9 protein-coding genes and 1 pseudogene are annotated in these 13,989 nt (G+C 73.3%); 3 read left to right on the top strand and 7 right to left on the bottom strand.

Translation table 11 applies throughout. The features are described from left to right. Positions 1–14: 14 nt before the first annotated feature. The 3 genes from NAG42_RS42550 to NAG42_RS42560 form a co-directional block, all read right to left on the bottom strand. The gene (locus NAG42_RS42550; protein ID WP_250038232.1) at positions 15–1,415 is read right to left on the bottom strand and encodes a glycerophosphodiester phosphodiesterase family protein; all 1,401 of its coding nucleotides are present in this window, start codon (positions 1,413–1,415) and stop codon (positions 15–17) included. A 289-nt stretch (positions 1,416–1,704) separates the two neighbouring features. After that, positions 1,705–2,517 carry an NmrA family NAD(P)-binding protein gene (locus NAG42_RS42555; RefSeq protein ID WP_250038233.1) on the bottom strand — a complete coding sequence of 271 codons (813 nt, stop codon included), beginning with the start codon at positions 2,515–2,517 and terminating at the stop codon, positions 1,705–1,707. After that, positions 2,514–3,791, bottom strand: a complete 1,278-nt coding sequence (locus NAG42_RS42560; protein ID WP_250038234.1) for an FAD-binding oxidoreductase — start codon at positions 3,789–3,791, stop codon at positions 2,514–2,516. The genes NAG42_RS42555 and NAG42_RS42560 overlap by 4 nt, the downstream gene beginning before the upstream one ends. 66 nt (positions 3,792–3,857) lie before the next feature. Here NAG42_RS42560 and NAG42_RS42570 point away from each other — a divergent pair, with 66 nt between their 5' ends. Beyond that, positions 3,858–5,435, top strand: coding sequence for a bifunctional AfsR/SARP family transcriptional regulator/alpha/beta hydrolase (locus tag NAG42_RS42570; protein WP_284046703.1), 1,578 nt, complete (start codon positions 3,858–3,860; stop codon positions 5,433–5,435). Positions 5,436–5,438: 3 nt separating this feature from the next. Continuing rightward, a pseudogene (locus NAG42_RS42575) lies at positions 5,439–5,546 on the top strand (DNA-binding response regulator); the annotation flags it as partial. Here NAG42_RS42575 and NAG42_RS42580 read toward each other — a convergent pair. The 3 genes from NAG42_RS42580 to NAG42_RS42590 all read right to left on the bottom strand — a co-directional run bounded on the left by NAG42_RS42580 (position 5,547) and on the right by NAG42_RS42590 (position 8,808). Beyond that, positions 5,547–6,125, bottom strand: a complete 579-nt coding sequence (locus NAG42_RS42580; RefSeq protein ID WP_250038235.1) for a TetR/AcrR family transcriptional regulator — start codon at positions 6,123–6,125, stop codon at positions 5,547–5,549. A gap of 1 nt (position 6,126) precedes the next feature. Further along, positions 6,127–7,608: an MFS transporter gene (locus tag NAG42_RS42585; protein ID WP_250038236.1), complete on the bottom strand. Its 1,482-nt coding sequence runs from the start codon at positions 7,606–7,608 to the stop codon at positions 6,127–6,129. Between the two features lie 78 nt (positions 7,609–7,686). Then, a complete protein-coding gene (locus NAG42_RS42590) occupies positions 7,687–8,808 on the bottom strand; it encodes a winged helix DNA-binding domain-containing protein (RefSeq protein ID WP_250038237.1) in 1,122 nt (373 codons plus the stop codon). A gap of 115 nt (positions 8,809–8,923) precedes the next feature. Between NAG42_RS42590 and NAG42_RS42595 the strand changes: the two genes are divergently transcribed. Continuing rightward, on the top strand, positions 8,924–10,897 hold the full coding sequence (locus NAG42_RS42595) for an ABC1 kinase family protein (protein ID WP_250038238.1): 1,974 nt from the start codon (positions 8,924–8,926) through the stop codon (positions 10,895–10,897). Here the strand turns inward: NAG42_RS42595 and NAG42_RS42600 are convergent. Continuing rightward, on the bottom strand, positions 10,828–13,956 hold the full coding sequence (locus NAG42_RS42600) for an AfsR/SARP family transcriptional regulator (protein ID WP_250038239.1): 3,129 nt from the start codon (positions 13,954–13,956) through the stop codon (positions 10,828–10,830). The two genes, NAG42_RS42595 and NAG42_RS42600, sit on opposite strands and share 70 nt — an antisense overlap. Positions 13,957–13,989: the final 33 nt, after the last annotated feature.

A 13,989-nucleotide genomic window follows, 5' to 3' on the forward strand; every position in this document is an offset into this window, starting at 1 on the left:
CCGGGCCGCGTCGGTCAATCGAGGTGGGTGAGCTCCAGATAATCGAGGTTGAAGTTCTGGTACGCCTTGGTGTCGACCCGGAAGGTGACGGTGTGCGCGCCCTCGGTCAGGCGCCAGGATTCGGCGACCACCTGCGAGGTGAAGGCGTAGTGCGAGGTGGTGGTCACGACATCCACCGGCGGGGTGCTCGCGGTGCCGTCGAAGTCGAGGGTGAAGCGGCCGGCCGGGCGGTACGGCGACGCGACCCGGGCCGTGATGCGGTAGTCGCCGGTGCGCGGCACGGTGACGTCGTAGCGGATCCACTCGCCGCGGCGGATCCAGCCGACCACGATCGCCCCGGCGGTGTCCCCGACATCGACCCCCTCGAACGGGCGGGCGGCACCACCACGGTTGACGTCGTCGAGGTCGTGGTAGCCGAAACCCTTGCCCGCGGGGGAGTAGTCCTCGGCCTGAACCCGTACGGTCCCGTCGGGAAGCTGCGGCCACGGCCGCCCGTGCGACCGCGCGCGCAGCCAGCCGATCAGTTCGTCCTGGTCGTCGGTCTGGATCATGTCGGCGCCGTGCCGTTCGACCAGCGGTCCCCAGCCCAGAGCCGGGTCCCGCAGCGACGCCTCGTCGGTGTAGCCGGCGGCCATCCCGTACCACATGGTGCTCACCCAGACCCGGCTCGTCGCCTGCGCCCGGGCCACCGCGGCCGGCTGGATCTGCGCGTCGGTCAGACGATCGAAGACCAACTCGTACGCCTGCGGTGGCCGGCCCGGGAAGGCGCCGATGTCGCCCGCGTTGGCGTCGCCGACCACGTGGTTGTAGCGGATGCCGGGGTCACGGTCGAGGAACGCGGTGACCTCGGGGATCGGCGCGCCGCTCTTGAAGATGCCCTGGTGCAGCTGGCCGAGCTCGATCAGCAGGTCGTAGATCTGGTCGCGGTAGGGCCACCCGCGATCCAGGTTGACCAGGGCACCGCTGTCCCGGACGGCCTGCAGGGCCTCGCGCAGCGTGGGCACGGTCGCCCCGGTGAGCGGCGCGTACTTGCCGCCGAGCCCGGCCCGCAGCCGCAGCGCCTTGACCTCGGCCAGCGTGAGGTCGGCGATCCGTCCCCGGCCGTCGGTGGTGCGGTCGACGCTGTCGTCGTGCATGAGCACCAGCTCGCCGTCCCGGGTCCGCCGGATGTCGATCTCGACGACCTGAGCCCCGTGGGCGACGGCCTGGGTGACCGCGTCGAGCGAGTTCTCCGGGGCTCCGCGCCAGTAGCCGCGGTGGGCGACCACCATGACGGGCGCGCCGGGCCCGTGCCGCAGGAACTGCTCGCCCGGTTTCTCGGCCGGCGGCAGCGGCTGAGCCGCGGTCTCGCGCAGCGGGAGCGCCGCACCGGCCAGGGCAAGGACCGCGACGGCGGCAACGACAGAGACGCGCATGGTGCCGTGTATCGAACCACGCCGCCGCCGGCGACCTGGCTCACACCCGGCTTCTCACAACATCCCGCAGTGAGCGAGTGGTTGACACTCATGCCGTCGCGGATGCTCAGCACCAGGCACGCGCGGCGCAGGGCGGCACAATGGTCGCCGGCCGACGCGACCGAGACGTGGGTTGAGGCACCAGCACCATGCCCGGCCCGCTACGGAGAAGTCGAAGAGCGAGCCGGACGGATCATGAAGAGGGGCACCGGCCCCACCGATCATATGTAGAGCGCCGGAAACGCTGATCTCACAGAGCCACGCGGGCCGGAGTGAAGGCGGAGACGAAGTCCTGGGCGAAACCGGTGATGTCGCGGGCCGGGCGGCCGGTGAGGGCCTCGACGTGACCGGTCGTGTGCTCGAAGCCACCGGCTCGGATCAGCGCGAAGACGCCGGACAGCTGGGTGGCCAGCCAGTCGGGGAGGCCGGCGTTCTCGAAGCGGGGGCGGGCCTGCTCCTCGGTGAGGTCGGCGAAGCGTACGGGAAAGCCGGTCGCCTCGGTGAGTGCCGCCGCCACCTCGGTGAACGTCACGGCGGCGGGGCCGGTGAGGTCGTAGGACCGGCCCGCGTGGCCCTCGTCGAGCAGGGTGACGGCGGCGACGGCGGCCACGTCGCGGATGTCGATCATCGCGGTCCGGCGCCCGTCGGTGGGGGCGTGCAAGGTGCCGGTCCGGGCCACGCTTTCGGCGACCATCAGCAGGTTGGTCATGAAGAACGCGGGCCGCAGGATCACGGCCGGTACGCCGGAGCGGCGCAGGTGGGCTTCGATCTCGCCGTGCCAGCGGTGGGCGGGCAGCGGCGAGGCCGGGTCGGCGTGCAGTGCGGAGAGCTTCACGATCCGCTCGACGCCTTGCTCGGCCGCCGCGTCGATGATGGCGGTCTCGGCGTGGACCTTGCCGGGGCCGTCGGCCGCGCACAGGTAGACGCGATCGATGCCGTCCATCGCCTGCCGCAGCGGTCCGGCGTCGTGAGACCAGGTGCGGACGGTGGCGGCGTGGGTCAGTTCGCGGACCACGTGGGTGCCGACGGCACCGCGGGCGCCGGTGACCAGGATGCGGGTCATGATGATGCCTCCGGGGAGATGTTGTGGCCGGTGCGGAAGAAGTTGGTCGGGTCCCAGGTGCGTTTGACGGTGGTCAGCCGGGCGTGGTTGGGCGCCGTGAACGCCGTACGGGTCCGGGCCGGATCGGTCAGCAGGGTGAGGAAGGAACCGCCGGTCGCGTGCGGACGCAGCCGCCCCACGAGACGGTCGAGCGTCGAGTCGGCCGGGCCGGGAGCGACCGCCATGACCGAGAAGGACACGTCGCGGTGCCCGGCCGGGCCGGCGCCGGGCGCGGGACGGGCCATCGCGCCACCCCAGTGCCGCACCTCGACGAACGCGAGCGGCGAGTCGGGCGCGCCCGCCTCGACGACCGCGGACAGCACGTCGTCGGGCAGTTCGTGGAACAGCTCGACCTCCTGACGGTTCGGCATCGGCGGCGCGTCGGGGCCGTTGGTGGCGTCACTCGCGTCCGGGAACGAGCGCATGGCGAACGCGTCGGCCAGCGGCGGCCCGGCCGCCTCCAGCAGCGGCCCGAGAACCCGCCGGCCCTCGTCGCCGTGGTGGAACGCCCGGATGGCCAGGACGCGCCGGCCGCCGGGCGGGCGGATCAGCAGGATCGCCGTGTTCATCGCCTCGGGCTCGTCGAGGGCCCATTCCCGGTACACGGCGAGCACGTCGAACGCGCGCTCGATCGGATAGAACGACATGCCGCTGAACACCCGGGCCACCGGGTGGAGGCGGAATTCCAGCGACGTGACCACGCCGAAGTTGCCGCCCCCGCCCCGCAGCGCCCAGAACAGATCGGGATGCTGTTCCGCGCTCGCGGTCAGCGCGACCCCCTCCGCCGTGACCACGTCGGCGCTGACCACGCTGTCGGCCGCGAACCCGTACGTCCGTGACAGCCACGACTGGCCGCCACCGAGCGTGTAGCCGGTCACCCCGACCGACCGGCAGCGACCCGCGAGCCCGGCCAGGCCGTATCGGGCGGCCGCGCGGTTGACGTCGGCCCACACCGCCCCCGGTCCGACCCGGGCCACCCGCCGCCGGGGGTCGATCTCGACGCTGGTCAGCGCGGTCGTCTTGAGCAGCAGGGCGCCGTCGGTGGGGGAGACCAGGCCGTGGCCGGTCGCCTGCACCGCGAGCGGCAGGTCGTGCTCCCGGGCGGTGCGGACCGCGATCGGTATGTCGTCGGTGGTCGCGGCCACGGCGATCAGCGCCGGGTGCGACGCGAAGCTCCGGTTCCAGCCGAGCCGGTGCTCGTCGTAGCCCGGATCACCGGGCTTGAACATTGTCATGCGGCGAAGCTAGGACCGGTCCGCTGCACTGTGGATGTGGTTCCGATGTGGTCCTAGATTGAGCCCATGGTCGTGCGGGTGCTGGGGACGGCCGGGGTCCATCCTCCGGGCGGTGACGCGCCACGGCTCGAGCGCAAGGCTCGCGAGCTGCTGAGCATCCTGACCGTCCGCGCGCCGGCCGCGGTCACGCTCGAGGAGCTGGCCGGGCTGCTCTGGGACGATCCACCGCCGTCGTCGGTGAAGACAGTGCGGTCCCACCTTTCCCGCGTACGGGCGGCCCTGCGCGCAGCCCAGCCCGGCGCCGGCATCGAGCGGGTCGGCCGGGCCGGCTACCGCCTCGCGCTGGCCGCCGAGCACACCGACGTCGGCCTGGTCGCCGCCGCCCGCACCCGCGCCCGCCGCCTGCTGGCCGACGGCCGGCCCGACCGCGCCGCCGCCGTCCTGGCCGAGGCCCGCGAGCTGTGGCGCGGCGACCCCGAGCTGCCCGAGTCGATCGGCGCCGAGGCCCTGCGCGAGGGCTGGCGCCGGGAGCGGCGCCAACTCGTGCAGGAGCACCTCGGGTGCGTCGCGGCCGGCCACGACCCGTCCTCGGCCCTGGCCGAGCTGGCCCAGCTGACCGCCGCCGACCCGCTGGACGAGCCGCTGTGGGTGCTCTACGTGCGCGCGTTGCACCGGGCCGGCCGCCCGGCCGAGGCGCTGCGGGCCGCGGCCACCGCCCGGGCCGCGCTCGTCGAGGTCGGTCTCGACCCGTCGTCCGCGTTGCGCGAGGCCCAGGCCGAGGCGCTGCGGCCGCTCCCGGCCGCCCCGGAGGCGATGACGATCCGCTACGCGACCGGCCACGACGGCTCGACTGCCTACGCCCGGCTGTCCGATCACGGCCGCACCCTGGTCGTGCTCAACCCCGCGATGATCACCATCGACGGCCTGCTCGACGGCCCGTACGCCCGCGCCGCGCTGCGGACGCTCGCTGAGCACGCGGCCGTGGTGTGCCTCGACCGGCGCGGGATCGGCCTCTCCGACCCGCTCCAACCGGAGCGGGAGCCGCTTGATCAGTGGGTCGCTGATGTGGGCCGGGTCCTCGACACGCTCGGCCTGGAGCGGGCCGACCTGTTCGCCAACTTCGACACCGGGCTGGTCGCGCTGGAGTTCGCCGCGCGCCACCCCGGGCGGGTGCGCTCGCTGGTGCTGGCGCAGTGTTACGCCCGCTACACGCGGGGCCCCGGCTATCCGTACGGTCTGGGCCGCGAGACGACCGAGACGCTGATCCGGGACACCGTCTCGCCCCGGGACCCGGCCCACGGCGTCGACTCCGTCGCCCAGGCCGCGCCCAGTGTCGCCGCCGACGAGGATTTCCGCCGCTGGTGGAACCGCCTCGGCCGGCGCGCCGCGAGCCCGGCGGTCGCCCTGGCCGTCCGGACGGTGGCCACCGGCACCGACCTGCGTCACCGCCTGCGCCAGGTCACCGCGCCGACGCTCGTGCTGCACCGCCGCAACTGTCTCAACGTCGACGCCGGCCACGCGTCCTACCTGGCCGCGCACCTGCCCGACGCCCGGCTGCAAACCATGCCGGGCACCGACGCGCTCTGGTTCACCGACTCGGCCGAGCTGCTGCGGCACACCGTCGCCTTCCTGGGTTCCCCGTGAGAGCTGGTCATCGGGCCCGAGACCGTCAAGACGTACGTGTCGAGGATCCTGACCGAGCTGGCCCTGCGCGACCGGGTGCAGACGGTGGTCTACGCCGACCGCACCGGGCTGTCAGCCCATGAGCGCGGCGATCAGGTCGGCCAGCGGCTCCGCGAGGGCGTCCTCACCGGCCGACGCGATCGGCTGGAGCTCGAGCGGCGACCGCAGCAGGCTGATGCCCACCGCGGCCGCCAGCACGATCTGGGCGCGCAGCAGAGCGTCGTCCGAGGCCGTACGGGCCAGCTTCTCGCTCAGGGACCGCAGGACGGACCGCCGCAGCTCGTCGATCCGCTCGTCACCGGACGTCCGGATCAGCAGCAGGAGGGCGTCCCGTTGCCGGCTGTCGTGATCCGAGCCCGCGAGCCGGCGGGCGAGCCGGGCCGCGATCTCGTCCGGCCCGGCCGGGCTCGCCTCTTGGCGCACGTCCGAGGCGACACTGCTCAGGCAGGCTTTGAACAGGCCTTCCTTCGACGTGAAATACCGGTTGATGAGGGCGACGTTGACGCCGGCCTCGTCGGCGAGGTCCCGGACCGTGGTGGCCGCGTAGCCGTTGCGGGCGAACCGGTTGCGCGCGACGTCGAGCAGATCCTGCCGGGTCTGGGCGGCGTCGCGGGGCCGGCGCGGCCCCGGACGATCCGGGACGCTCACCATGTCAGGCGTTCGAGCGGTGCAGCAGGTGGATCTCGTCGGGCTCGGGCGGGAGGTCGTCCACACCCTCGGCGACGGCCTCCTCGTGGCGCCGGTGGGCCCGGGGCAGGGCGAGCGCGGCCACGACGGCCAGCACGGCCACGCCGGCGCAGACCCAGAAGCCGTTGGTGAAGGCGGCGTCGGTGGGCAGCCCCTGCGGGGTGGTGTTGGAGGTGATGACGGCGGCCACGACCGCGGTGCCGATGCTGCTGCCGATCGTCCGGGCGATGGTGTTGACGCTGGTGGCCTCGCCGGTCTGCGCGGCCGGGACGGCCTCGATGATGGCGTTGGACATGGCCGCGAAGGCGAAGCCGATGCCGGCACCGGTCAGGACGCCGGACGCGAGGACCTGCCAGATCTGGCCGTGGGCCAGGGCGGGCAGCGCGAACGCGGCGACGACGAAGACCGCGCCGAGGAACATCGGCAGCTTCGGGCCGTACTTGCGGTTGAGGATGCCGGCCAGCGGGCCGAACACGACCATCATGACGACGGTCGGCAGCAGGAAGAGCCCGGCCTGCGAGACCGACTTGCCGAAGCCGTAGCCGGTGACCGCGGGCAGCTGGAGCAGCGTCGGCACCAGCAGGAAGGTGCCGAACATGGCGAAGCCGAGGATCAGCGCGACCAGGTCGGTGGCCCACACACCGCGGATCTTCATCAGCCGCATGTCGATCAGCGGCTCCTTGACCCGCAGCTCGGTGAGGACGAACCCGACGAGGCCGACGACGCCCAGGGCGAGCAGCCCGATGGTCTTGCCGTCACCCCAGCCCCAGGCCTGGCCCTTGCTGATCGACAGCAGCAGCGCCACCAGTGACACCGACAGGATGGTCGCGCCGAGCACGTCGAGCTTGCCCGGCGTGCGGACGGCCGACTCCTTCATGCCGAAGATCGCGCCCAGCAGGGCGATGACCACGAGGACCAGCGGCAGCCAGAACAGCCAGTGCCAGGAGAGGTGCTCGACGATCGGACCGGCGGCCACGATGCCGATGCCGGCGCCGACCCCGAAGATCGCCGAGATCAGGCCGACGGTGGTGGCGACCCGCTCGCGCGGCAGCTCGTCGCGGACCATGCCGATCGACAGCGGCAGGATCGCACCGGCCGCACCCTGCAGCACGCGCCCGACGATCAGCACGGCCAGGTTGGGCGCCAGCGCGGCGACGACGGTGCCCACCGCGAGGATGGCCAGCACACCGATCAGGACCTTGCGCTTGCCCCGCATGTCACCCAGGCGCCCGAGGATCGGGGTCAGGACCGAGGCCGACAACAGGTACGCCGTGACGACCCAGCTGACGTCGCTGGTCGACACCTCGAGCTCGTGCCCGATGGTCGACAGGGCCGGCGAGACCAGCGACTGGAGCACCGCGAAGGCCAGGCCGCCCAGTGCCAGATAGAGCACGAGCAGCGAGCCACCCGTGCCCTTGCTCTCGGCCTTTTCGATGGTTTGCGTCATGGTGGTTCCAACCGATAGAAGTAAACGCCTGCTGACTTATTATCGGCCGCCGAGCCGATAAGTAAACAGTCGCTTACGTCACAGGGTGGTTCTGATCGTCAGATCGGACCGGACGCCGACGATCGCCGCCATCCGGTCGGTCTCGGTGGCCAGATCGTGGCGGGAGACGGCGCCCGCCTCGGGGAACAGGGTGACGGTGAAGCCGTCGTCGCCGGACTCCCACGTGCCGGCGACCTGGCCGTTGCTCACGACCACGGGCGCGATCCAGCCGGCGGCCCGGCTGATCAGAGCCCGGCGGTGCGGGGCGATGATCTCCTCGTTCCTGGTGCCGGGCCCGAGCACGAACTGGTCGAAAGCCGGCAACAGCCGGACCCCGGGCAGCGGTTCGGCGGCGGCGAGGTCGTCCAGATCGGCCGTACGGGCGTACGCCGCCCTGCCGTCGACGGTCACCTCGGTCAGCGTGCCCGAGCCGAACCACCTCCGCAGTGATGCCTTCCTGGACGCGCCGCGGATCAGCCACTGGTCGAAGGTGTCCATCGTGGCCGGGCCGTAGGTGCCGAGGTAGGCCGGGATGACGCGCTCGGCCGCCTCGTCGGGGTCGGGCAGGCCGGTCCAGCCGTCGAGCCACGTCTCCGGGCTGGTGAAGGTGACCCGGGTGCCGTCACCCGGGCCGTGGCACAGGTAGCCCTGCCAGGCCAGCGGCTTGAGCACGGCGCCCCAGCCCGAACCGAGCAGCTCGGCCGGCGAGTCGTCGCCGGTGTGCCGCACGATCCGGGCGGCGAGCTCCTCCCGGGTGAGGACGGTGCCGTGCAGGGCCTCGCGGGCGGCTTCGGTGATCGCCGCCAGTTGGCCGGCCGTGGCGAACGTCTTCTGCCAGGAGCCCTTCTCCCACGTCCGGGCGGCGGCCATCAGGCTCAGGTAATCGGCCGCGTCGCCCGCCGGAAGCAGGTGCAACGTGCCGCGCATCGCCCACACCTTGACCAGCTCGCGGCTTTCCAGGGCTTTCGCGGCCTCACCGGTCACCGGCGACGGCCGGCGCACGGCGATGGCCTGCTCGGCGGCCGAGGCCACCTGAGCCTGAACGCCACACAGCCGCCCGACGATCCGCGCGGCCGACGCCCCCTCCGGGCGATCGAGAAGCTGCCGCCGCACACGCCACGATCGGACCTGGTCGAGCGACAGCTCCATCGTTTCCTCCACCCTCGAACCGTGGCTTACGGGCCGTCCCGCGGCCCGGTCAGTGTGGTCGGGTTGCCGCCGCCCCGGGGCGAACGGGACCACGCCGTCCACGACAGTGACGATATCGTCGCTCCTCGTGGAGCGAGCCCTCTCGATATTGCTGTTCGTCCCCATCGTCGTCCTGACGGTGCTGACGTTCGCCGCGATCATCCGGCGACTGCTCGGCGTCCGGGTCGGGCTGGTCCGCGCCCTGCTGGCCGCCGTGCTGGCCATGCTCGCGACGGCGCCGATCCTGTCGGCGTTCGCACCGGCCGACCCGGCCGCGGTCGGCGGCGGCGAGGCCTTCCTGCTGGGCGCGGCGTCGCTGGTCGTGGCCGCGCTGCTCGCCATGGCCGCGCTGGTCGTCCTCGAGGTGCTCCTGCCGACCGGTTCGCTGCCCGGCCCGATGGAGGCCTGGAAGGGCGTCCGCCGCCGGGTGGAGCGCACCCGGCGCTACTCGACGATCGTCCGGATCGCGTTGCGGCACGGCCTCGGCCGGTTCCTGCGCGGCCGGTCGCAGCCGGGCCCGACCTCGGCCGCAGCCCGGCGGCGGCTGGCCCGCTCGTTGCGGGCCGCCCTGGACGAGGGCGGCGTGACCTTCGTCAAGATCGGTCAGCTGCTGTCCACCCGGCGCGACCTGCTGCCCGCGGAGTTCGCCGACGAGCTGACCGCGCTGCAGGACAAAGCCACCCCCGTACCGTGGCCCGAGATCGAGGCGGTCCTGACCGCCGAACTCGGCCGCCCGGTCGACGAGGTCTTCCGCGAGATCGACCGGGAGCCGCTGGCCGCCGCGTCGGTGGCCCAGGTGCACCCGGCCCGGCTGCTCGACGGCACCGAGGTCGTCGTGAAAGTGCAGCGCCCGGGCATCACCCGGATCGTGGAGCGCGACCTGGACATCCTGCTCCGGCTGGGCGACACGCTCGAGGGCCGGACGGCCTGGGGACGGGCCTTCGGCGTACGGGGTCTCGCGACCGGATTCGCCGAGGCCCTGCGCGAGGAACTCGACTTCACCGTCGAGCGCGACAACCTGCAGGCCATGGCCGCGGCGCTGGCCGGTTCACCCGAGCGGGGGGTGCGGGTGCCCGTCGCGTACCCGGGAATGAGCTCCGAACGTGTCCTGGTGATGGACCGCCTGCCCGGCACCCCGCTCGGCGCGGCCGCCCCCGTCCTCGCCCGCCTGGCCGGCGAACGGCGGGCCGAGGTCGCCTCCGGCCTGCTCGACAGCATGCTCGACCAGATCCTGGTGCACGGCCTCTTCCACGTCGACCTGCACCCCGGCAACCTGCTGCTGAACGACGACGGTTCGCTGGGCATGCTCGACCTGGGCTCGGTGGGCCGCATCGACGCGGTGACCCGCACCGCGATCGGCCGGCTGCTGCTGGCGATCGGCCGAGGCGACTCGGTGGCGGTCACCGACTCGCTGCTGCAACTGCTCGACCGCCCCGACGACGTGGACGAACGAGAACTCCAGAGGGTGGTCGGCGCACTGATCGTGCGGTACGCGGCCCCCGGCAGCACCGTCGGCGTCACCGCGGTCACCGCCCTGCTGAACACCTTCACCGCCCACGGCCTCGGCGTGCCGGCGTCGGTCGCGGCGGTGTTCCGGGCCGTCACCACGCTCGAGGGCACGCTCGCGCTGGTCCACCCCTCGTTCGATCTGGTCGGCCAGGCCCGGGCCTCGGCGGGCCGCCGGATAGCCGACACCCTCACCCCCGGCAACCTGCGAGACGCCCTGGAACAGGAGCTGAGCACCATCCTGCCGATGCTGCGCGGCCTCCCACGCCGCATAGACCGCATCGGCGACGCCGTCGAACACGGCCGCCTGCGCTTCAATGTCCGCCTCTTCGCCGACGACCAGGACCGCCGGTTGGTGACCGGCCTGCTCCACCAGGCGTTGCTCACCGTGATCGGCGCCACCGCGGGCCTGATGGCCACCTTCCTATTGGGCACCGACGGCGGCCCGCAGGTCAGCAACGGTGTCGCCCTGTTCCCACTCCTGGGCTATGGCCTACTGGTCGTCTCGGCCGTCCTCATCCTGCGAGTGCTGGTCACAGTCTTCCGCCCCGACTGATCGGCGGTTTCATGGACGTAGGGCGAGCCGTCGGATCCACCCGCCACGGCTGCTCTGCTCGAGATCCTGGCTGACTGCTGACGCCAGCCGGTCGTGGCGGCCAGATCCCGCGCGGCGCGCGTATGGGCTGTCCGGCCGAACGCGGCCAGGACGGCGTGGGCGCGGCCCTCCACCACCCGGTAGCCGCCCCGGCGGGCCAGCACCAGCGCCTGCCGGGCCGCCTTGCGGGCGACCGCCGGTTGTCCACGGGCGGTGTCCTCGGCGTACGTCACGAGCGCTTCGGCCGCGAAGCCGCGGCCGCCGACCTCGGTGACCAGGCGGATCGCCGCGAGATGGTGGGTCACGGCCTCGGCCGGGCGGCCCAGGCGGGCGCACGCCGACCCGTACGCGGTGTGCACCGCCCCGGCCAGCAGCCGGTCTCCCGTCGGCTCGACCAGGTCCAGCGCCCGCGAGGCGTCGTCCAGCGCCTCCGCCGGCCGGCCGGTGCGGGCGTGCAGGATCGCCCGGCGCAGCAGAAGGTGCACCTCGGCGTTCATCCGGCCTGATTCCCGGACGAGCTCGAGACCTTCCCGCGCGCGGCGGAGGGCTTCGGCGTGACGGCCGGTCAGGGTGAGTACCTCGACGAACTGGGCCAGCAGCGCCGCCTGGGCCGCCGCGGCGCCGTCCTGCTCGCACATCCGGATCGCCGCCAGGTAATAGTCCTCGGCACCGGCCAGGTCGCCGCGCCAGGAGGAGGTGATCCCCAGGTTGCCCAGCGTCACGATCTCGCCCGGCCGCCAGCCGATCCGCCGGTTGATGGCGAGCGCCTGCCGTTGGTGGCCGGCCGCGCGGTCCAGGTCGCCGAGCATGCCGTGGGCGGCGGCGAGATTGCCCAGGACCGCCGCCTGCGACTCGGCCCATCCGCAGCGGTGGCTCAGCGTGAGCGCGTCGCTGAAGTGTGTCAGCGCCGCCCGGTAGTCACCCGCGACGAAGCGGCAGTGGCCACGGCTGGTGGCCATGGCAGCCTGCGCGCGCTCGTCGCCGGCCCGGGTGGCGGCGGCCGAGCCCGCCTCCACGAGGGCCCACCACTGCGTGGTCTTGAGTTGATAGAAGCAGTATCCGCGGAGGATGTCGGCCAGCCGCCAGGCTTGATCGTCGGGTCCGGTAGCGGCGGCGAGCAAGTTGTCGAACTCACGACCGAGCCAGGCCAGCGCCTCCGCCCGGTCGGGCCGGGGCTCGGCCGGCTCGGCGGGCTCGAGCCGCAGCAGCTGCGGGTGGAGCACCTGAGCCGCCGAGCCGGCTCGCTGCCGGTAGTGCTGCAACAACCGTCGTAGGGCGGCCCGGCCGTCGAAGGCGACGGACCGCTCCCGGGCGTATTCGCGGACCAGGTCGTGCGGCGCCCAGCGGCCGGGCGCCGGACGTTCCAGCAGATGCGCTCCGGTCAATCGGTCCAGATGCCGGGCGACCTCGGCGACGGGCCGGCCGGCCAACGCGGCCGCGGTGCCGACGTCGAGATCAGTCCCGGGCAGCAGGCCGATCAGCGCGAAGAGACGTTGCGGCCCCGGTTGCAGTGCCCGGTAGGAGAGGTCGAACGTGGCCCGGACCGAGCGGTCCTCGTCGCCCGCATTGGCCAGTCGGTCCAACCGCCGGCCGTCGCCCAGCTCGGCCACGAAGGAGGCGATCGAGCGCGACGGCTGCCCAGCCAGGTTGGCCGCGGCGATGCGCAGGGCCAGGGGCAGGCCGCCACACGCCCGGACCAGGTCCTCGGCGGCCTCCGGCTCGGCGTCCACCCGTGCGGGCGTGCAAACGGCGGCGATCAGCGCCACCCCGTCCGCCGATGGCAGGGCGTGCAGCTCGAGGAGCTCGGCTCCCTCGCGCGCGACCAGTCCGCTCAGGCTATGCCGGCTCGTGACCAGCGCCAGGCAGCCGCGCCCGGCCGGAAGAAGTGGGCGGACGTGATCGGCCGAGGATGCGTTGTCGAGCACCAGGAGCACCCGCCGGCCGGACAACACCGAGCGATACAGAGCCGCTGCCTCATCCAGATCGGACGGCACCCGGTCCGGCGCCACTCCCAGCGTACGAAGGATGCGAGCCAGCGCCTCGCCCGGTGCCAGCGGCCCGGCCGAGTGGAACCCGCGCAGATCGACGAAAAGCCGCCCGCCCGGGAACGTGGCCGCCGCCCGGTGCGCCCAATGCACGGCCAGGGCGGTCTTGCCGATGCCGCCCGGGCCGACGACCGCGACGACCGGAGCCGCGCCGGCCGCCTCGTCGAGCTGGGCCAGCGCCTCCACGCGGCCGGCGAATCTGCCCTGCAGCGGCAGCTCGTCCGGGACGACGGCGGCAGTGCCCGGGCTGATCCGCTCGCCGCGCAGGATCGCCTGCTCGAGCTGTCGCAGCCGATCGCCGGGCTCGATACCGAGATCGCGGCTCAACGTGTTGCGGGCCGCGCGGTAGGCGGCGAGCGCGTCGGCCTGACGGCCACCGGCCTGCAGCGCCACCATGAGATGGGCGTGGAGTGACTCCCGGTACGGATGCCGGGCGATCAGACTCCGCACCTCAGCCACCAGGCCCGTCGTCGCTCCGGCGGCCAGGTCGGCCTCGATCCGCCGTTCGAGCGTGGCCAGCCGGAGCTCCTCCAGTTCGGCCGCGTACGCCTGCAGGGCGGGTAGGTCGGCGAGGTCTTCGAAGGCCGCGCCGCGCCACAGTCCGAGCGCCTCGTGCAGCGAGCGGCGGGCGGTGTCCGCTCCGGCGTCGGCGATCTCCCGGGCGCCCTCGCGGGCCAGCCGCACGAACCGCTCGGCGTCGACCGGCACGGTCAGCGCATAACCGGGCCGGCCGTGCCCCGCGATCGCCTCGGCGCCGAGCAGAATGCGCAGAGCATGGATGTACGACCGGAGGTTCGCGCCGGCCGACGCGGGCGGGCGCCCCTGCCACAGGACGTCGATCAGTTCCGCCGTGGCGACCGTGCGCCCGGCCCGGCCGGCCAGCACGGCCAGCAGCAGGCGGTGTTTGCGCGAGCCGATCGGCACCGGCTCGCCGTCGTCGTAGACCTGCACCGGACCCAGCACTCCGACGAACATCGCGCCACCCCCCGGTCATGGCACCGAGCCATC

This window comes from Paractinoplanes maris, assembly GCF_023544465.1.
GTDB classification, from domain to species: Bacteria; Actinomycetota; Actinomycetes; order Mycobacteriales; family Micromonosporaceae; genus Actinoplanes; species Actinoplanes maris.